The sequence below is a fragment of the Streptomyces coeruleofuscus genome, assembly GCF_039532725.1.
Classification (GTDB): Bacteria; Actinomycetota; Actinomycetes; order Streptomycetales; family Streptomycetaceae; genus Streptomyces; species Streptomyces coeruleofuscus.
The window spans coordinates 44,164-62,676 of record NZ_BAAASE010000015.1 but is presented as its reverse complement, the minus strand read 5'-3'; the positions used below and the strand labels follow the sequence as shown (position 1 = coordinate 62,676).

16 protein-coding genes are annotated in these 18,513 nt (G+C 69.5%); 14 read left to right on the top strand and 2 right to left on the bottom strand.

Going from position 1 to position 18,513, the window contains the following annotated elements; translation table 11 throughout:
- Nucleotides 1–76 precede the first annotated feature (76 nt).
- The gene (locus tag ABFX81_RS38360; protein ID WP_086841667.1) at nucleotides 77–1,369 is read left to right on the top strand and encodes a geranylgeranyl reductase family protein; all 1,293 of its coding nucleotides are present in this window, start codon (nucleotides 77–79) and stop codon (nucleotides 1,367–1,369) included.
- Nucleotides 1,370–1,459: 90 nt separating this feature from the next.
- Here the strand turns inward: ABFX81_RS38360 and def are convergent, their stop codons facing one another.
- A complete protein-coding gene (def, locus tag ABFX81_RS38355; protein WP_086840010.1) occupies nucleotides 1,460–2,086 on the bottom strand; it encodes a peptide deformylase in 627 nt (208 codons plus the stop codon).
- An 88-nt stretch (nucleotides 2,087–2,174) separates the two neighbouring features.
- Between def and ABFX81_RS38350 the strand changes: the two genes are divergently transcribed.
- Nucleotides 2,175–3,998 carry an FAD-dependent oxidoreductase gene (locus ABFX81_RS38350; RefSeq protein ID WP_086840012.1) on the top strand — a complete coding sequence of 608 codons (1,824 nt, stop codon included), beginning with the start codon at nucleotides 2,175–2,177 and terminating at the stop codon, nucleotides 3,996–3,998.
- 128 nt (nucleotides 3,999–4,126) lie between these two features.
- On the opposite strand, the gene ABFX81_RS38345 is transcribed toward ABFX81_RS38350, so the two are convergent.
- Nucleotides 4,127–4,975: a C40 family peptidase gene (locus tag ABFX81_RS38345; protein ID WP_086840014.1), complete on the bottom strand. Its 849-nt coding sequence runs from the start codon at nucleotides 4,973–4,975 to the stop codon at nucleotides 4,127–4,129.
- Between the two features lie 724 nt (nucleotides 4,976–5,699).
- On the opposite strand from ABFX81_RS38345, the gene ABFX81_RS38340 reads away from it, so the two are divergent.
- From ABFX81_RS38340 to nuoL, 12 genes are read left to right on the top strand one after another with little or no spacing between them, the layout of a single operon-like run.
- Nucleotides 5,700–6,059 (top strand): NADH-quinone oxidoreductase subunit A, encoded by a 360-nt coding sequence (locus tag ABFX81_RS38340; RefSeq protein WP_003974383.1) that lies wholly within the window; start codon nucleotides 5,700–5,702, stop codon nucleotides 6,057–6,059.
- A 13-nt stretch (nucleotides 6,060–6,072) separates the two neighbouring features.
- Nucleotides 6,073–6,627, top strand: a complete 555-nt coding sequence (locus tag ABFX81_RS38335) for a NuoB/complex I 20 kDa subunit family protein (protein WP_018528252.1) — start codon at nucleotides 6,073–6,075, stop codon at nucleotides 6,625–6,627.
- The gene (locus ABFX81_RS38330) at nucleotides 6,624–7,364 is read left to right on the top strand and encodes an NADH-quinone oxidoreductase subunit C (RefSeq protein ID WP_086840016.1); all 741 of its coding nucleotides are present in this window, start codon (nucleotides 6,624–6,626) and stop codon (nucleotides 7,362–7,364) included. Before ABFX81_RS38335 ends, ABFX81_RS38330 begins: the two co-directional genes overlap by 4 nt.
- Nucleotides 7,361–8,683 (top strand): NADH-quinone oxidoreductase subunit D, encoded by a 1,323-nt coding sequence (locus tag ABFX81_RS38325; protein ID WP_086840018.1) that lies wholly within the window; start codon nucleotides 7,361–7,363, stop codon nucleotides 8,681–8,683. The genes ABFX81_RS38330 and ABFX81_RS38325 overlap by 4 nt, the downstream gene beginning before the upstream one ends.
- On the top strand, nucleotides 8,680–9,540 hold the full coding sequence (gene nuoE / locus ABFX81_RS38320) for an NADH-quinone oxidoreductase subunit NuoE (protein WP_086840020.1): 861 nt from the start codon (nucleotides 8,680–8,682) through the stop codon (nucleotides 9,538–9,540). The genes ABFX81_RS38325 and nuoE overlap by 4 nt, the downstream gene beginning before the upstream one ends.
- On the top strand, nucleotides 9,540–10,886 hold the full coding sequence (gene nuoF / locus ABFX81_RS38315) for an NADH-quinone oxidoreductase subunit NuoF (RefSeq protein WP_086840022.1): 1,347 nt from the start codon (nucleotides 9,540–9,542) through the stop codon (nucleotides 10,884–10,886). The genes nuoE and nuoF overlap by 1 nt, the downstream gene beginning before the upstream one ends.
- Nucleotides 10,883–13,387: an NADH-quinone oxidoreductase subunit G gene (locus ABFX81_RS38310; RefSeq protein WP_086840024.1), complete on the top strand. Its 2,505-nt coding sequence runs from the start codon at nucleotides 10,883–10,885 to the stop codon at nucleotides 13,385–13,387. The genes nuoF and ABFX81_RS38310 overlap by 4 nt, the downstream gene beginning before the upstream one ends.
- Nucleotides 13,384–14,760, top strand: coding sequence for an NADH-quinone oxidoreductase subunit NuoH (gene nuoH, locus ABFX81_RS38305; protein ID WP_086840026.1), 1,377 nt, complete (start codon nucleotides 13,384–13,386; stop codon nucleotides 14,758–14,760). The genes ABFX81_RS38310 and nuoH overlap by 4 nt, the downstream gene beginning before the upstream one ends.
- Nucleotides 14,753–15,394, top strand: a complete 642-nt coding sequence (nuoI, locus tag ABFX81_RS38300) for an NADH-quinone oxidoreductase subunit NuoI (protein ID WP_086840028.1) — start codon at nucleotides 14,753–14,755, stop codon at nucleotides 15,392–15,394. Before nuoH ends, nuoI begins: the two co-directional genes overlap by 8 nt.
- A complete protein-coding gene (locus ABFX81_RS38295) occupies nucleotides 15,391–16,233 on the top strand; it encodes an NADH-quinone oxidoreductase subunit J (RefSeq protein ID WP_086840030.1) in 843 nt (280 codons plus the stop codon). Before nuoI ends, ABFX81_RS38295 begins: the two co-directional genes overlap by 4 nt.
- Nucleotides 16,230–16,529: an NADH-quinone oxidoreductase subunit NuoK gene (gene nuoK, locus ABFX81_RS38290; RefSeq protein WP_003992252.1), complete on the top strand. Its 300-nt coding sequence runs from the start codon at nucleotides 16,230–16,232 to the stop codon at nucleotides 16,527–16,529. Before ABFX81_RS38295 ends, nuoK begins: the two co-directional genes overlap by 4 nt.
- A 15-nt stretch (nucleotides 16,530–16,544) precedes the next feature.
- Nucleotides 16,545–18,509, top strand: a complete 1,965-nt coding sequence (gene nuoL, locus ABFX81_RS38285; protein ID WP_086840032.1) for an NADH-quinone oxidoreductase subunit L — start codon at nucleotides 16,545–16,547, stop codon at nucleotides 18,507–18,509.
- Nucleotides 18,510–18,513: the final 4 nt, after the last annotated feature.

Genomic DNA, 18,513 nt, shown 5'->3' with positions numbered 1-18,513 from the left:
GACGATCGCCGCTGCATAGACTGCCCATGTCCTGTGCCGGTCGGCACGCAGATTTCGAACTTGGGGAGATCCCGCCGTGACCGTCGTGACCGAGCCGCTCTCCGAGAACACCGCCGATGTGATCGTCGTGGGCGCGGGGCCGGCCGGCTCCACGACCGCCTACCACCTCGCCAAGGCGGGACTCGACGTCCTACTGCTGGAGAAGACCGAGTTCCCGCGCGAGAAGGTCTGCGGCGACGGCCTCACCCCACGCGCCGTCAAACAGCTGGTGGCCATGGGCATCGACATCTCGGAAGAGGCCGGCTGGCTGCGCAACAAGGGCCTGAGGATCATCGGCGGCGGCGTGCGGCTCCAGCTCGACTGGCCGGATCTCGCCTCCTTCCCCGACTACGGCCTCGTCCGCAAGCGTGACGACTTCGACGAGCAGCTCGCCCGGCAGGCCCAGAAGGCGGGCGCCCGGCTGTTCGAGCGCTGCAACGTCGGCGCGCCGATCCTGGACGAGCGCACGGGCCGTATCACCGGCGTGCACGCCAAGCTGGGGGAGGAGAAGCGCGAGGTCACCTTCCGTGCCCCGCTGGTCGTGGCCGCCGACGGCAACTCCACGCGCTTGTCCCTCGCGATGGGCCTGCACCGCCGCGAGGACCGCCCGATGGGCGTGGCCGTGCGGACGTACTTCACGAGCCCGCGCCACGAGGACGACTACCTGGAGTCCTGGCTGGAGCTGTGGGACCGCCGCGGCGCGCAGGACCGTCTCCTGCCCGGCTACGGCTGGATCTTCGGCATGGGCGACGGCACCTCGAACGTCGGCCTGGGCGTGCTGAACACCTCCGACTCCTTCAAGGAGCTGGACTGGCGCGAGGTCCTGAAGGCCTGGTGCGCGTCCATGCCGGAGGACTGGGGCTACACCCCCGACAACATGACCGGGCCCATCCGCGGCGCCGCCCTCCCCATGGCCTTCAACCGCCAGCCCCACTACACCAAGGGGCTGTTGCTGGTGGGCGACGCCGGCGGTCTGGTGAACCCCTTCAACGGCGAGGGCATCGCCTACGCCATGGAGTCCGGCCAGATCGCCGCCGACGTCATCGTCCAGGCCCACGCGCGCTCGACCCCCGCGGGGCGTGAACTGGCCCTCCAGCGCTACCCGCGCGTCCTGAAGGACACCTACGGCGGCTACTACACGCTCGGTCGGGCCTTCGTGAAGCTCATCGGCAACCCGAAGGTCATGCAGATCGCCGCCCAGCGCGGCCTCACGCACCCGCTGCTGATGAAGTTCACGCTGAAGCTCCTCGCGAACCTCACCGACCCGACCGGGGGCGACGCGATGGACCGCATCATCAACGGCCTGAGCAAGGTGGCGCCGAAGGCCTGACCAGGCCCAGGCCCCGGGCCTTCGGCGCCGAAGGTTTGACCAGGCCCAGGCCCAGGCCCAGGCCCCGGGCCTTCGGCGCCGAAGGCCCGGTCAGCCGCTCAGGGCCGCGACGTTGGCGGCCCGGCGCGCGAGCACCTCGTCCCGCCGGTCCGCCATCTGCCGCAGCGCGTCCTTGCGTTCCCGCCCGGACAGCCGGTCCAGGTACACCTGCCCGTTCACATGGTCGGTCTCGTGCGCCAGGCAGCGGGCGAAGTAGCCCGTGCCCTCGATGACGAGCGGTTCGCCGTCCCGGTCGTACCCGTGCACCACGGCCCGGTCCGGACGAGGTACGTCCATCGCGGCGCCCGGCACCGACAGGCACCCCTCGCCGTCGTCGAGCAGCCGCCGGCCCGCCGGGTCGAGCGGTTCCAGCACCGGATTGACGATGTGCCCGACGTGCCGCACCCCGTCGTCGTCCGGGCAGTCGTACACGAAGAGCCGCAGATCGACCCCGACCTGGTTCGCGGCGAGTCCGGCTCCGTCCGCGATGTACATGGTCAGGAACATGTCGTCGATCAGCGCGGCGAGGTCCGGACCGAACTCGGTGACGTCCCGGCACGGCTTGTGCAGAACCTCCTCGCCGACCTCGGTGATCCGCCGTACCCTCCCGTTCCCGGCCTCGGGCGCGAGCCGAGGGTAGGAGTCGACGGGCCGTCCCTGCACGAAAACGCTGGGCATCTGCTGTCTCCCTGTGATGGTGAGGATGCTGTGAGTGGCGGGAACCGGGCTTCCGGCACCGGACGCCCCTGCCTACCCTCCGGGAATCATGACAACAGAACACGCGCAGCAGTCCCAGGAGCAGTCCGGCCACACCCGCAGACGCTTCCTCACGGCCACCGGGGGAGCCGCCGGGGCCGTCGCCCTGGGGTCCGGCATCGCCGGTGCCGCACCGGCCCCCGGCGGCGGCGGACGCGTCGCCGTCCTCGGTGGTGGCGTCTCCGGCCTCAGCGCCGCCCACGAACTCGCCGAGCGCGGCTACGCCGTCACCGTCTACGAGTACTACGACGCCCTCGGCGGCAAGGCCCGCTCGATGGACGTCCCGGGCACGGGCACCGGTGGCCGCCGGCCGCTCCCCGGCGAGCACGGCTTCCGCTTCTTCCCCGGCTTCTACCGGAACCTGCCGGACACCATGCGCCGCATCCCTTTCGCCGGCAACGCCGACGGCGTCCGCGGCAACCTCCGCTCCGGCACCGAGGCGCTGTTCGCCCGCGGCTCGGGACGGCCGGACCTGCACTTCCCGCTCCGCCGCGCCACCACCCCGCCGCGCCCCGGCGACCTCACGCCGTCCTGGATCCGCGACCAGATCCTGTCCGTCCTCGACCTCGGCACCCGCCTGCCCGCCCACGAGGCCGCCTACTTCGCCAACCGTCTCCTCGTCCACCTCACCAGCTGCGAGGCCCGCCGCGAGGGCCAGTGGGAGCAGGTCGCCTGGTGGGACTTCATCCGCGCCGAGGAGATGAGCCAGGAGTACCGCACGCTCCTCGGTATCGGCCAGACCCGCAATCTCGTCGCCACGCGCGCGGAGGTGGCGTCCACCAGGACCGTCGGTCGCGTCATCATCGAGGCCCTGCTGCTGTGGGGCCTGCTCGGCCGCGGCATGGACGGCCCCGACGCCGACGTCGACCGCGTCCTGAACGCCCCGACGAGCGAGGCCTGGATCGATCCCTGGGAGACCCACCTGCGCTCACTCGGCGTGGAGTTCGTCCTCGGCACGCAGGTCCACGAGGTCCTCTACGACGGTGGCCGCGTGACCGGCGTCCGCGTCTCCGACCGCGACGGCGGCGGGGAGCGCACGGTCACCGCCGACCACTACGTCAGCGCGCTGCCCGTCGAGCACGCCCGCCTCACCTGGGGCCGGGCCCTGCGCGCGGCCGACCCGCAGCTCGCCCGGTGCGACGCGCTCCGGACGGACTGGATGACCGGCGTGATGTTCTACCTGCGCACCCCGACCCCGGTCGTGCACGGTCACGTCAACTGCCTCGACTCGCCCTGGTCGGTGACCGCCATCGGCCAGGCCCAGTTCTGGGACGTACGGGACTTCTCGCGCGACTACGGCGACGGCCGGGCCCGCGACTGTCTCTCCGCGATCATCTCGGAGTGGGACAAGCCCGGCATCCTGTACGGCAAGACGGCCAAGGAGTGCACGAGGGAGGAGGTCGTCGCCGAGCTCTGGGCGCAGCTGAAGGACGGGCTGAACGACGCCGGCGAGACGACCCTGCGGGACGAGGACCGGCTGGGCTGGTTCATGGACCCGGCGGTGACGGGCCTGGGCGGCCCCGACCCGCGGAACCGCGAACAGCTCCTCGTCCACCCCACGGGCACGCTCGGCAACCGCCCGACCGCCCGCACGAAGGTGCCGAACCTCTTCCTCGCGGGCGACTACGTCCGTACGGACGTCGACCTCGCCTCCATGGAGGGCGCCAACGAGTCCGCGCGGCACGCCGTCAACGCCCTGCTGGAGGCGGACAATTCGGACGCCGCGCGCTGCCGGGTCTGGGAGCTGTACCGGCCGCCGGAGCTGGAGCCTCTGAAGCGCGTGGACGAACTGCGGTACCGGCTGGGACTGCCGAACACCTTCGACCTCGGATAGGCGCCCTGAGGGGCCATGGAGGGCCTTGACGGCCCACGGGGGGTGTTCCGGACGGTCCGGGAGGGCCGTTGCCTCGTTCGGCAACGGCCCTCTGACCCGTTATGCGTGAATTCGGTGCGGGCGCGGCCTCAGAGGACGCGCACCGCGCCGTCCGCCGGGTAACCCGACAGGTCCTGGATGACGACGCCCTTGGACGGGTTGGCCGCGTCCAGGTACTGGCCGTCTCCGATGTAGACACCCACGTGGTACGCGGAGCCCTTGCCACCCCAGTAGAGGATGTCGCCGACCTGGAGGTTGGACAGCGAGACGTCCGTGCCGGCCATCGACTGGTCCTGCGAGACGCGCGGCAGGTCCACACCAACCTGCTTGTACGCGGCCTGCACGAGGGAGGAGCAGTCCCAGGCGTTGGGACCGGTGGCGCCCATGACGTAGGCGTCGCCCACCTGGGCCTTCAGGAAGGCGATGACGGTCGCGACGCTGCCGCTGGAGGGCGCCGAGACCGACGTGGAGGCCGACGCGGACGCGGAGGCGGAGGCGGTGGAGAGCGTGGCGCGCTCGGCGCTGCGCGCGGCGCGCTCGGCGGCGGCCTTGCGGGCGGCCTCGGCGGCCTTCTTCTTGGCCTCCGCCTTCTTCTTCGCCTCGGCGAGGTCCTTCTTGGCCTCGGCGGCTGCCTTGGCGGCGGCGGCGTCACGCTCGGCGCGCAGTTCGTAATTCGCGGCCGCCTGCTGGGTGGCGGCGGCGGACTGGGCGACCTGGGCGGACATGTCGGCCGTCAGGGTGGGCAGTTCGATGGTCTGGGTGACCGGCTCGGCGGCGTTCGCCGAGGCCGACGCACCCGCCGCTGCCATGCTGAGAACGCCACCGGCAACTCCGGCACGCAGGGCGATCGAAGAGGTCGCGCTGCGGCGGGGCTTCCGGTGGCTGCGTATGTGAGCGGTGTGGGACATGGGAACAACCGGTACCAGGGGCTCCTTCATATCTTCAAGAAACGTGGGCTGCGCCACAGTTGTTCAATCGGGCCCTCAAAAACCCCGCACGAGGCCCTTTATTGACGCCGTAACGGACATTGCGGGCCCCCCGTGACCAGCCTGTGATCACGGTCTTTGATCAATACGCCCGAATTGCCCCGCACCTACCATCGGTTGGGTTGATTGGCCAAGCCCCGTTCTCATGCGCCTCTCATGCATGTGACGGAGGTCACGGAACGGTTGCCGAAGCGGGCGCGTCCGGCGCCGTAGATCACGGCCGGATCACGGCCTCGCGAAGATCGTGAACGAATGCACGCGTCCACACCCCGCTTCACGCGCCCACCGATGTGTGAACGCGCCTCTATCAAGAGATCGACTCCTTCGCCAATTTGCATGCAAGGGAACCCTCTTGATATTGAGACGCCCCCTCCGGCCTGCGCTGACGAGGCAAAATGTCACCTCTGGTGATCACTCGGACGCTTCGAGTGTGAAGATCACCGCTCATCCGACTTCATGATCGATCGTCAGGTGGTGGAGATCACAAAGCTTGTGCAATACCCCGTGTCGCAGATCACAGAGGGTCGGGCATAAGATGCACGCGGTTGGGCTTGTGACCTGCTTCACATGTTCCCGATCTTCGCCGGGGCAGGCGGGGTTCGAGGGACAGGTGGGGCCGAAGTGAGCCCGACGCAAACCGCCAGCAGTCAGTGCCGACTGAGAGGAGCGAGGAGCGGTGAACGCTTATGCGCCCATCCTCGTACTGGGAGCCCTCGGGGCAGGCTTTGCGATCTTCTCCGTGGTCATGGCCACGTTGATCGGTCCCAAGCGGTACAACCGCGCCAAGCTCGAGGCCTACGAGTGCGGTATCGAGCCGACCCCCACGCCGGCCGGCGGCGGGCGCTTCCCGATCAAGTACTACCTGACGGCGATGCTCTTCATCATTTTCGATATCGAGATCGTCTTCCTCTACCCCTGGGCCGTCACCTTCGACGCCCTGGGGATCTTCGGGCTCGTGGAGATGCTGCTCTTCGTGCTCACCGTCTTCGTCGCGTACGCGTACGTATGGCGGCGCGGCGGCCTGGAATGGGACTGAGGGGCCACAAGTCATGGGACTCGAAGAAAAGCTGCCGAGCGGCTTCCTGCTGACCACCGTCGAGCAGGCCGCGGGCTGGGTGCGCAAGTCGTCCGTCTTCCCCGCCACGTTCGGCCTCGCCTGCTGTGCCATCGAGATGATGACCACCGGCGCCGGCCGCTACGACCTGGCGCGCTTCGGCATGGAGGTCTTCCGGGGCTCGCCGCGCCAGGCGGACCTGATGATCGTCGCCGGCCGGGTGAGCCAGAAGATGGCGCCGGTGCTGCGGCAGGTCTACGACCAGATGCCGAACCCCAAGTGGGTGATCTCCATGGGGGTCTGCGCCTCCTCGGGCGGCATGTTCAACAACTACGCCATCGTCCAGGGCGTCGACCACATCGTGCCGGTCGACATCTATCTCCCCGGCTGCCCGCCACGGCCGGAGATGCTGATGGACGCCATCCTCAAGCTCCACCAGAAGATCCAGAGCTCCAAGCTCGGCGTGAACGCCGAGGAGGCGGCCCGCGAGGCGGAGGAGGCGGCGCTCAAGGCCCTACCCACGATCGAGATGAAGGGGCTGCTGCGGTGAGCGACGCGAACGACAACGGGGTCAACCCCGAGAAGGACCTCAGCGCCTCGAACCTCCCGGGCCAGCGCGGCCAGGGCGGCGAGGAGATCCGCGTCCAGCGCGGCATGTTCGGCGCGAACAACGGCGGCGACACCTCCGGCTACGGCGGCCTGGTCCGCTCGGTCCGGCTCCCGGGACCGGCGAGCAGGCCCTACGGCGGCTGGTTCGACGAGGTCGCCGACGAGCTGGAGGGAGCCCTGGAGGAACAGGGCCTGCTCCCCGGCAACGCCATCGAGAAGACGGTCGTCGACCGCGACGAGCTGACCTTCCACATCGAGCGCGAGCACCTGGTGAGGGTCGCCAGGACCCTGCGCGACGACCCGGCCCTGCGCTTCGAGCTGTGCACCGGCGTCAGCGGCGTCCACTACCCGAACGACAAGGGCCGCGAGCTGCACGCCGTCTACCACCTGCGCTCGATCACCCACAACCGGGTGATCCGCCTGGAGGTCAGCTGCCCCGACAGCGACCCGCACATCCCGTCGCTGTTCTCGGTCTATCCGACGAACGACTGGCACGAGCGCGAGACGTACGACTTCTTCGGCATCGTCTTCGACGGCCACCCCGCCCTGACGCGGATCATGATGCCGGACGACTGGCAGGGCTTTCCGCAGCGCAAGGACTACCCCCTCGGCGGCATCCCCGTCGAGTACAAGGGCGCCCAGATCCCGGCTCCGGACCAGCGGAGGTCGTACTCATGAGCACTTCGCACGCCTCCCCTCGGGAGACCACAGAGGGCACCGTCTACACGGTCACCGGTGGCGACTGGGACGAGGTCGTCCAGTCCGCGGCCCGCGCCGACGACGAGCGCATCGTCGTCAACATGGGCCCGCAGCACCCGTCCACGCACGGCGTGCTCCGCCTGATCCTGGAGATCGACGGCGAGACCGTCACCGAGGCCCGCTGCGGCATCGGCTACCTGCACACCGGCATCGAGAAGAACCTCGAGTACCGGACGTGGACGCAGGGCACCACGTTCGTGACGCGCATGGACTACCTGACGCCGTTCTTCAACGAGACGGCGTACTGCCTCGGGGTCGAGAAGCTCCTCGGCATCGAGGACCAGATCCCGGACCGCGCCTCGATCATCCGCGTGCTCCTGATGGAGCTGAACCGGCTGTCGTCGCACCTGGTCTGCATCGCCACCGGCGGCATGGAGCTCGGCGCCACCACGATCATGATCTACGGATTCCGTGATCGTGAACTCATTCTCGATATCTACGAGCTGATCACCGGCCTGCGGATGAACCACGCGTACATCCGCCCCGGCGGACTCGCCCAGGACCTGCCGCCCGGCGCGGTGGACCAGATCCGCGAGTTCGTGAAGAAGATGAAGAAGAACCTCCCGGAGTACGACAAGCTCGCCACCGGGAACCCCATCTTCAAGGCCCGTATGCAGGACGTCGGCTACCTCGACCTGGCCGGCTGCATGGCCCTCGGCGCGACGGGACCGATCCTGCGCTCCACCGGCCTGCCGCACGACCTGCGCAAGGCCCAGCCGTACTGCGGCTACGAGACCTACGACTTCGAGATCCCGACCGCCGACACCTGCGACTCCTACGGCCGCTTCCTGATCCGGCTGGAGGAGATGCGCCAGTCGCTCAGGATCATCGAGCAGTGCCTGGACCGGCTCCAGCCCGGCCCGGTCATGGTCGCCGACAAGAAGATCGCCTGGCCGGCCCAGCTCGCCCTGGGCCCTGACGGCCTCGGCAACTCCCTCGACCACATCAAGAAGATCATGGGCACCTCCATGGAGGCCCTGATCCACCACTTCAAGCTGGTCACCGAGGGCTTCCGCGTCCCGCCGGGACAGACGTACGCGGCGGTCGAGTCGCCCAAGGGCGAACTCGGGGTGCACGTCGTGTCCGACGGCGGCACCCGCCCCTACCGGGTCCACTTCCGCGACCCGTCCTTCACCAACCTTCAGGCCATGGCGGCGATGTGCGAGGGCGGCCAGGTCGCCGACGTCATCGTCGCCGTCGCGTCCATCGACCCCGTGATGGGAGGCGTCGACCGGTGACCACCTCTTCTTCCGAGCGGGGCGTCAGCCTGGGCATGCCCGAACTGCCCGCACCCGCCTACCCGGACGACGTCCGGGCCCGCCTGGAGACCGACGCGCGCGAGGTCATCGCCCGCTACCCGGACTCCCGGTCCGCCCTGCTGCCGCTGCTGCACCTCGTGCAGGCCGAGGAAGGCCACGTCACGCGCACCGGGATGCGGTTCTGCGCGGACATGCTCGGCCTGACCACGGCCGAGGTCACCGCGGTCGCCACCTTCTACACCATGTACCGCCGCCGGCCGAGCGGTGACTACCAGGTGGGGGTGTGCACCAACACCCTGTGCGCCGTCATGGGCGGGGACGCGATCTTCGAGGAGCTCCAGGAGCACCTGGGCGTCGGCAACCGCGAGACCACCGACGACGGCAAGGTCACCCTGGAGCACATCGAGTGCAACGCCGCCTGCGACTTCGCGCCGGTCGTGATGGTCAACTGGGAGTTCTTCGACAACCAGACCCCGGCGAGCGCCAAGCGCCTCGTCGACGACCTGCGCGCGGGACGGCCGGTCACCCCCACCCGCGGGGCACCGATGTGCACCTTCAAGGAGACCGCCCGGGTCCTGGCCGGTTTCCCCGACGAGCGGGACGGAGCCGTCGAGTCCGGGGGGAGCGCGGGACCCGCCTCCCTGATCGGCCTGAAGCTCGCCAAGGGCGAGTCCGCTCCCGCGCGCGTGGTGCACCCGCGCGGCGAGGCGCCCCGGGACGACAAGCCGCACGAGCCGTCACCGACGGAGCACTTGAGCTCGCACGACGCGCCGCAGGACACGTCGGCCTCCGACCCGGCCCACCCGGCCGGGCCCACCGCCGAGGAGGGGGAGTGATGACCTTGGCACCCGAGCTGAAAGACATGAGCCCCGAGAAGCTGCTCGCACCGGTGCTGTCGGCCTTCTGGGACGAGGACAGGTCCTGGACGCTCGACGTCTACCGGCGGCACGACGGGTACGAAGGGCTTCGCAAGGCGCTCGCCATGTCGCCGGACGACGTGATCGCGTACGTCAAGGAATCCGGTCTGCGCGGGCGCGGCGGCGCGGGCTTCCCCACGGGCATGAAGTGGCAGTTCATTCCCCAGGGGGATGGAAAGCCGCACTATCTGGTTGTCAACGCCGACGAGTCGGAGCCCGGGACGTGCAAGGACATCCCGCTCCTCTTCGCGAACCCGCACAGCCTCATCGAGGGCATGATCATCGCGTGTTACGCCATCAGGTCTTCGCACGCCTTCATCTATCTGCGTGGTGAAGTCGTCCCGGTGCTGCGGCGGTTGCACTCGGCCGTCCGCGAGGCCTACGAGGCCGGCTTCCTCGGCGAGAACATCCAGGGCAGCGGACTCGACCTCGACATCACCGTGCACGCGGGCGCGGGCGCGTACATCTGCGGTGAGGAAACAGCACTGCTGGACTCGCTCGAAGGCCGCCGGGGTCAACCGCGGCTTCGTCCCCCCTTCCCTGCCGTCGCGGGCCTCTACGCGTGCCCGACTGTGGTGAACAACGTCGAATCGATCGCGTCGGTTCCCGCGATCATGAACCGGGGCAAGGAATGGTTCCGGTCGATGGGGAGCGAGAAGTCGCCCGGCTTCACGCTCTACTCCCTGTCCGGCCACGTCGCCAGCCCCGGCCAGTACGAAGCGCCGCTCGGGATCACCCTCCGCCAGCTCCTCGACATGAGCGGCGGGATGCGCCCCGGGCACCGCCTCAAGTTCTGGACGCCGGGCGGCTCCTCGACCCCGATGTTCACCGACGAGCACCTCGACGTCCCTCTTGATTACGAAGGAGTGGGCGCCGCGGGTTCCATGCTCGGCACGAAAGCTCTCCAGTGCTTCGACGAGACGACCTGCGTGGTGCGGGCCGTGACGCGCTGGACCGAGTTCTACGCCCACGAGTCCTGCGGCAAGTGCACGCCCTGCCGCGAAGGGACGTACTGGCTCGTGCAGCTGCTGCGCGACATCGAAGCCGGCAAGGGACAGATGTCCGACCTCGACAAGCTGAACGACATCGCCGACAACATCAACGGCAAGTCCTTCTGCGCTCTCGGCGACGGCGCCGCCTCGCCGATCTTCTCCTCGCTCAAGTACTTCCGCGAGGAGTACGAGCAGCACATCACGGGCCGGGGCTGCCCCTTCGACCCGGCCAAGTCGACGGCCTGGGCCGACCGCACGGAGGTGACCGCATGACCGTGACCACCAACGCTCCCTCAGGCGGGGGAGAGGCGGCGGTCCCGCCGGAGGACCTCGTGTCGCTGACGATCGACGGCGTCGAGATCAGCGTGCCCAAGGGCACCCTGGTCATCCGGGCCGCCGAACAGCTCGGCATCGAGATCCCCCGGTTCTGCGACCACCCCCTCCTCGACCCGGCCGGCGCCTGCCGCCAGTGCATCGTCGAAGTCGAGGGCCAGCGCAAGCCCATGGCGTCCTGCACCATCACCTGCACCGACGGGATGGTGGTCAAGACCCACCTCACCTCGCCGGTCGCCGAGAAGGCCCAGAAGGGTGTGATGGAGCTCCTGCTCATCAACCACCCGCTGGACTGCCCGGTCTGCGACAAGGGCGGCGAGTGCCCGCTCCAGAACCAGGCGATGTCGCACGGTGACGCCGAGTCCCGCTTCGACGGCCGCAAGCGGACCTACGAGAAGCCCGTCCCGATCTCCACGCAGGTGCTGCTCGACCGCGAGCGGTGCGTGCTGTGCGCCCGCTGCACCCGGTTCTCCAACCAGGTCGCGGGCGACCCGATGATCGAGCTGATCGAGCGGGGCGCGCTCCAGCAGGTCGGCACCGGCGAGGGCGACCCGTTCGAGTCGTACTTCTCCGGCAACACCATCCAGATCTGCCCGGTCGGCGCTCTGACCTCGGCGGCGTACCGATTCCGCTCCCGCCCCTTCGACCTCGTCTCGTCCCCGTCGGTGTGCGAGCACTGCTCCGGCGGCTGCGCCACGCGCACCGACCACCGGCGCGGCAAGGTCATGCGGCGGCTCGCCGCCCACGACCCCGAGGTCAACGAGGAGTGGATCTGCGACAAGGGGCGGTTCGCCTTCCGGTACGCGCAGCAGCGGGACCGGCTGGAGACGCCGCTCGTGCGCAACGCCGAGGGTGAGCTGGAACCGGCCTCCTGGCCGGAGGCCCTCCAGATCGCGGCCCAGGGGCTGCTGGCCTCACGGGGCCGCACCGGCGTCCTGACCGGCGGCCGGCTCACCATCGAGGACGCCTACGCGTACAGCAAGTTCGCGCGCGTGGCGCTCGACACCAACGACATCGACTTCCGCGCGCGCGTGCACAGCGGCGAGGAGGCCGACTTCCTCGCCGCCCAGGTCGCCGGGCGCGGCCGGGACCTCGACGGTACGGGCGTCACGTACACCGCACTGGAGAAGGCACCCGCCGTCCTGCTGGTCGGTTTCGAGGCGGAGGAGGAGGCGCCCGGCGTCTTCCTGCGGCTGCGCAAGGCCTGGCGCAAGCACGGGCAGAAGGTGTTCTCCCTGGCCACGCACTCCACGCGCGGTCTGGAGAAGGCCGGCGGGACGCTGCTGCCGGCGGCCCCCGGCACGGAGACCGAGTGGCTGGACGCGCTCGCGAGCAACGTCGGCCTGGAGGACGACGGCGCTCTCGCCGCCGAGGCGCTGCGCGCCGAGGGGGCCGTGATCGTCGTCGGTGAGCGGCTGGCCGCGGTGGCCGGCGGCCTGACCGCCGCCGTACGCACCTCCTCCGCGACCGGAGCGCGGCTGGCGTGGATCCCGCGCCGGGCCGGGGAGCGTGGCGCCGTCGAGGCGGGCGCGCTGCCGTCGCTGCTGCCCGGCGGACGTCCGGCAACCGACCCAGGCGCGCGTGACGAGGTCGCCGGCGTCTGGGGCGTCGCCGGTCTCCCGCACCGCTACGGCCGCGACACCGGCCAGATCGTGGAGGCCGCCGCGACCGGCGAACTCCAGGCGCTGCTGGTGGCGGGCGTCGAAATCGCCGACCTGCCCGACCCGGCACGCGCGCGTGCGGCACTCGACGAGGTCGGCTTCCTGGTCTCGCTCGAACTGCGGCCCAGCGAGATCACCCGCAAGGCCGACGTGGTGCTGCCTGTCGCCGCGGTCGCCGAGAAGGCCGGGACCTTCCTCAACTGGGAAGGCCGGGTCCGATTCTTCGAGGCCGCGCTCAAGCCCGACCACATGACCCGACGCCTCGCGCCCACCGACGCGCGCGTGCTCCAGATGGTGGCCGACGCCATGGACGTCCACCTCGGACTGCCCGATCTGCGCACCGTACGCGCGGAGATCGACCGGCTCGGCGCCTGGGACGGCCCGCGGGCCACCGAACCCCTGGAGACGGCGGGCGTCCTGCCCCGTCCGGCCGCCGGTGAGGCGGTGCTCGCCGGACACCGGCTGCTGCTCGACCAGGGCGTCCTCCAGCAGGGTGACGAGGCACTAGCCGGCACCCGGCACGCCGCACGCGCGCGTGTGTCGCCCGCGACGGCCGCCGAGGCGGGCGTCGCGGAGGGCGGCCTCCTCGCGGTGACCGGCCCCCAGGGAGTTGTCGAACTCCCCCTCCAGATCAGTGAGATGCCGGACCGGGTGGTGTGGCTCCCGCTGAACTCCACCGGTGCCGGCGTCGCCTCCGACACCGGGGCGCGGCCCGGCTCCCTCGTCCGCATCGGCCCGGCGGCCCTCGCCGGCGAGGCCCCCAAGGAGGTGGAGGCATGAGCCCGTACCTCGCCGCTGAAGACCTCTCGATGTTCGGCCACGACCCCTGGTGGCTGGTCGTCATCAAGGCGGTGTTCTGCTTCGCCTTCCTGATGGTGACCGTGCTGATCTCCATCGTCATGGAGCGCAAGGTCGTCGCCTGGATGCAGCTGCGCATCGGCCCCAACCGGCACGGCCCCTGGGGCATGCTCCAGTCGCTCGCCGACGGCATCAAGCTGATGCTCAAGGAAGACGTCATCGTCAAGCGCGCGGACAAGGCGGTGTACGTCCTCGCGCCCATCATCGCGGCCATCCCGGCCTTCATGGCGATCGCCGTGATCCCCTTCGGCCCGGCCGGCAACGAGGTCTCGATCTTCGGCCAGCGCACCACGATGCAGCTCACCGACCTGCCGATCGCGATGCTCTACATCCTCGCGGTCGCCTCGGTCGGCATCTACGGCATCGTCCTCGCCGGCTGGAGCTCCGGATCGACCTACCCGCTGCTGGGCGGCCTGCGCTCCTGCGCGCAGATGATCTCCTACGAGATCGCGATGGGTGCCGCCTTCGCCTCCGTGTTCCTCTACTCCGGGTCGATGTCGACCTCGACGATCGTGGAGCAGCAGACCGACCGCTGGTACATCCTGCTGCTGCCGCTCTCCTTCGTCCTCTACATCGTGACGATGGTCGGCGAGACCAACCGCGCCCCCTTCGACATGCCGGAGTCCGAGGGCGACCTGGTCGGCGGCTTCAACACCGAGTACTCGTCGATCAAGTTCGCGATGTTCATGCTCGCCGAGTACGTCAACATGGTGACCGTCTCGGCCGTCGCCACGACGCTGTTCCTCGGCGGCTGGCGGGCCCCCTGGCCGATCAGCACCTTCTGGGAGGGCGCGAACCACGGCTGGTGGCCGATGCTCTGGTTCACGGTCAAGGTCCAGTTGCTGCTGTTCATGTTCATCTGGATCCGCGGCACGCTCCCACGCGTCCGCTACGACCAGCTGATGAAGCTCGGCTGGAAGGTCCTCATCCCGGTCTCGCTGGTGTGGCTGATGCTCGTCGCGACCGTGCGTGCCTTCAGGAACGAGGGTTACGACTTCGCCGACATCGCCCTCTACGTCGGCGGCGGCGTCCTGGCCCTGCTGGTGCTCTCCTTCGTCGTCGACATGTTCCGCGAGAAGGCGAAGCAGGCCGAGCCGCCGGCCGAGACCCCGGCCGCCTTCGACCCGATGGCGGGCGGATTCCCCGTACCGCCACTGCCGGGACAGGAACTTCCACCGGTCCCGCGACGCCGCTCGCGCAGTGAGCGGGAGCTGATTGTCAGTGGTGGGCCCGATACTCAGAGTGACGGATCTCTGGGCGGAACTACGGATGGAAAGGAGGCGTCCGATGGCTGAGGAACCGAAGGACACCAAGCCCGGGTTCCAGAACCCGGTGGCCGGCTTCGGCGTGACCTTCAAGGCCATGTTCAAGAAGCGGCTGACCGAGCAGTACCCGGAGCAGCAGAAGACCACGGCTCCGCGCTTCCACGGACGGCACCAGCTCAACCGCCATCCCGACGGCCTGGAGAAGTGCGTCGGCTGCGAACTGTGCGCGTGGGCCTGCCCCGCCGACGCCATCTACGTGGAGGGCGCGGACAACACCGACGAGGAGCGCTACTCGCCGGGCGAGCGGTACGGCCGCGTCTACCAGATCAACTACGCCCGCTGCATCCTGTGCGGCCTGTGCATCGAGGCGTGCCCCACGCGCGCGCTCACGATGACGAACGAGTTCGAGCTGGCCGACTCCAGCCGGGCCAACCTCATCTACACCAAGGAGCAGCTGCTCGCCGGTCTCGAGGAGGGCATGGTCGACTCGCCCCACGCCATCTACCCGGGGACGGACGAGCAGGACTACTACCGGGGCCTGGTCACCGAGGCCGCACCCGGTACGGAGCGGCAGGTCGCCCACTCCAAGGGCGAGGTCGTCCAGGAGGGCGACTCGACCTTCGGCGGGACGGAACCGGCGTCGGAGAAGGTGATCGACCGATGACCACCCAGCTCGCCGCCTACTCCACCTCCACCGGAGAGGCCGTCCAGTTCTGGATCCTCGGCACCATCGCGGTGATCGGCGCCCTGTGCACCATCCTCATGAAGAGAGCCGTGCACAGCGCGCTCTGCCTCGCCGGTACCATGATCATCCTGGCGGTGTTCTACCTCGCCAACGGCGCCTACTTCCTGGGCGTCGTCCAGATCGTCGTCTACACCGGCGCGATCATGATGCTGTTCCTGTTCGTGGTGATGCTCGTCGGCGTCACCGCGGCGGACTCCCTGAAGGAGACCATCAAGGGCCAGCGCTGGCTGGCCCTGCTGTGCGGGCTCGGCTTCGGCGTCCTGCTGATCGCCGGCATCGGCAACGCCTCCCTCAGCGAGTTCAACGGCATCGGCCAGGCGAACGCCGGCGGCAACGTGGAGGGCATCGCTGCCCTCCTGTTCACCAGGTACGTCTTCGCGTTCGAGATCACCGGCGCCCTGCTCATCACGGCCGCCGTCGGCGCGATGGTGCTCACGCACCGCGAGCGCACCGAGCGCGCCAAGACCCAGCGCGAGCTCTCCGAGGAGCGCGTCCGCGAAGGCAGGCAACTGCCGCCCCTGCCGGCCCCTGGTGTCTACGCCCGGCACAACGCGGTCGACATCGCGGGCCTGCTGCCCGACGGCACGCCCTCCGACCTCACCGTCAGCAAGACGCTGCGGGAGCGGGGCCAGATCCGGGACGTGTCGCAGGAGGCGCTCAACGACCTGCGAGCCCTGGAGCAGCGTGCCGAGGAGCGCCTGGAGCGGAAGGCCATCGAGCCGACCACGTTCAAGCGGCCCGAGGAGGCGTCGAAGTGAACCCGGTCAACTATCTGTACCTCGCGGCCCTGCTGTTCACGATCGGTGCCACCGGCGTGCTGATCAGGCGCAACGCGATCGTCGTGTTCATGTGCATCGAGCTCATGCTCAACGCCTGCAACCTCGCGTTCGTCGCCTTCTCCCGGATGCACGGCAACCTCGACGGCCAGATCATCGCCTTCTTCACGATGGTCGTCGCCGCCGCGGAGGTCGTGGTCGGGCTCGCGATCATCGTGTCCCTGTTCCGCGCCCGCCACTCGGCCTCGGTCGACGACGCCAGCCTGATGAAGCTGTAAGGGGTCGGAAGAATCGTGGAGAACCTCATTGCGCTGCTGGTGGCGGCGCCCCTGCTCGGAGCTGCGGTCCTGCTGTGCGGCGGACGCCGGCTGGACGCCGTGGGCCACTGGATCGGCACGCTGCTCGCGGCCGCCTCCTTCGTGCTCGGCCTGGTGCTGTTCACCGACATGCTCGGCCAGGACGCCGAACACCGGGTCATGTCCCAGCACCTGTTCAGCTGGATCCCGGTGGAGGGCTTCCAGGCGGACGTCGCCTTCCAGCTCGACCAGCTGTCCATGACGTTCGTGCTGCTGATCACGGGCGTCGGATCGCTGATCCACCTCTACTCCGTCGGGTACATGGAGCACGACGAGCGGCGCCGCCGCTTCTTCGGCTACCTGAACCTGTTCCTCGCGGCGATGCTGATCCTCGTCCTCGCCGACAACTACCTGCTGCTGTACGTGGGCTGGGAGGGCGTCGGTCTCGCCTCCTACCTGCTGATCGGCTTCTGGCAGCACAAGCCCAGCGCCGCCACGGCCGCGAAGAAGGCCTTCCTGGTCAACCGCGTCGGCGACATGGGCCTGTCCATCGCGATCATGCTGATGTTCCTCTGGTTCGGCACCTTCGCCTTCGGGCCGGTGCTCGGCAGTCACGAGGAGGCCGGGCTCGCCGGAGCCGCCGGTGAGGACAAGCTCACCGCGATCGCACTGATGCTGCTGCTCGCCGCCTGCGGCAAGTCCGCCCAGGTGCCGCTCCAGTCCTGGCTCGGGGACGCGATGGAGGGCCCGACCCCGGTCTCGGCCCTCATCCACGCCGCGACCATGGTGACGGCGGGCGTGTACCTGATCGTTCGCTCCGGAGCCGTTTTCAACGGCGCCCCCGACGCGCAGCTCGTCGTCACCATCGTCGGTGCCGTCACGCTCCTGTTCGGTGCGATCGTCGGTTGCGCGAAGGACGACATCAAGAAGGCCCTGGCCGGCTCGACCATGTCGCAGATCGGCTACATGATCCTCGCCGCGGGCCTCGGCCCCATCGGCTACGTCTTCGCGATCATGCACCTGGTGACGCACGGCTTCTTCAAGGCCGGGCTGTTCCTCGGCGCCGGTTCGGTCATGCACGGCATGAACGACGAGGTGGACATGAGGAGGTACGGCGGCCTGAGGAAGTACATGCCGGTCACCTTCGTCACCTTCGGCCTCGGCTATCTGGCCATCATCGGATTCCCTGGCCTGTCCGGCTTCTTCTCCAAGGACAAGATCATCGAGGCGGCGTTCGCCAAGGGCGGCACCGAGGGCTGGATCCTCGGCGCCTGCGCCCTGCTCGGCGCGGCCATCACCGCGTACTACATGACGCGGGTGATGCTGATGACGTTCTTCGGCGAGGAGCGCTGGCGCAACGCCCCGACTCCGTCCCCGGCCGAACCGGACGTGGAGCCCGCCGCCGAGACCCGCGGCGAGTACACCCCGCCGCACCCGCACGAGTCGCCCAAGGTCATGACGATCCCGATGATCGTGCTGGCCGTCGGGTCGGTGGGCGGCGGTGCGTTCTTCAGCATCGGCGACCGCTTCATGCACTGGCTGGAGCCCATCACCGGACACGACCACGGCAACCCGCCCATCAGCGCCCTCACGGTCACGCTGGCCACGGTCGCCGTGATGGTCCTCGGCGTCGCCGTCGCCTGGGCGCAGTACGGCCGCCGCCCGGTCCCGGCCGTCGCCCCGCGCGGCTCGCTGCTCACCCGCGCCGCCCGGCGCGACCTGCTCCAGGACGACTTCAACCACGTCGTCCTGGTCCGCGGCGGCGAGCACCTCACGCGGTCCCTCGTGTATGTCGACCACACCCTGGTCGACGGCGTCGTCAACGGCACGGCGGCCTCGGTCGGCGGCCTCTCCGGGCGGATGCGCAAGCTGCAGAACGGCTTCGCCCGCTCCTACGCGGTCTCGATGTTCGGCGGCGCGGCGGTCATCGTCGCCGCGACCCTGCTGATGAGGGCGGTCTGATACC

What these genes read in the sequence shown, in the direction of transcription:
- def (WP_086840010.1), bottom strand. Translation starts at nt 2,086, where the DNA reads ATGCCCAGCGTTTTCGTGCAGGGACGGCCCGTCGACTCCTACCCTCGG.
- ABFX81_RS38350 (WP_086840012.1), top strand. Translation starts at nt 2,175, where the DNA reads ATGACAACAGAACACGCGCAGCAGTCCCAGGAGCAGTCCGGCCACACC.
- ABFX81_RS38345 (WP_086840014.1), bottom strand. Translation starts at nt 4,975, where the DNA reads ATGAAGGAGCCCCTGGTACCGGTTGTTCCCATGTCCCACACCGCTCAC.
- ABFX81_RS38335 (WP_018528252.1), top strand. Translation starts at nt 6,073, where the DNA reads ATGGGACTCGAAGAAAAGCTGCCGAGCGGCTTCCTGCTGACCACCGTC.
- ABFX81_RS38325 (WP_086840018.1), top strand. Translation starts at nt 7,361, where the DNA reads ATGAGCACTTCGCACGCCTCCCCTCGGGAGACCACAGAGGGCACCGTC.
- nuoF (WP_086840022.1), top strand. Translation starts at nt 9,540, where the DNA reads ATGACCTTGGCACCCGAGCTGAAAGACATGAGCCCCGAGAAGCTGCTC.
- ABFX81_RS38310 (WP_086840024.1), top strand. Translation starts at nt 10,883, where the DNA reads ATGACCGTGACCACCAACGCTCCCTCAGGCGGGGGAGAGGCGGCGGTC.
- nuoH (WP_086840026.1), top strand. Translation starts at nt 13,384, where the DNA reads ATGAGCCCGTACCTCGCCGCTGAAGACCTCTCGATGTTCGGCCACGAC.
- nuoI (WP_086840028.1), top strand. Translation starts at nt 14,753, where the DNA reads ATGGCTGAGGAACCGAAGGACACCAAGCCCGGGTTCCAGAACCCGGTG.
- ABFX81_RS38295 (WP_086840030.1), top strand. Translation starts at nt 15,391, where the DNA reads ATGACCACCCAGCTCGCCGCCTACTCCACCTCCACCGGAGAGGCCGTC.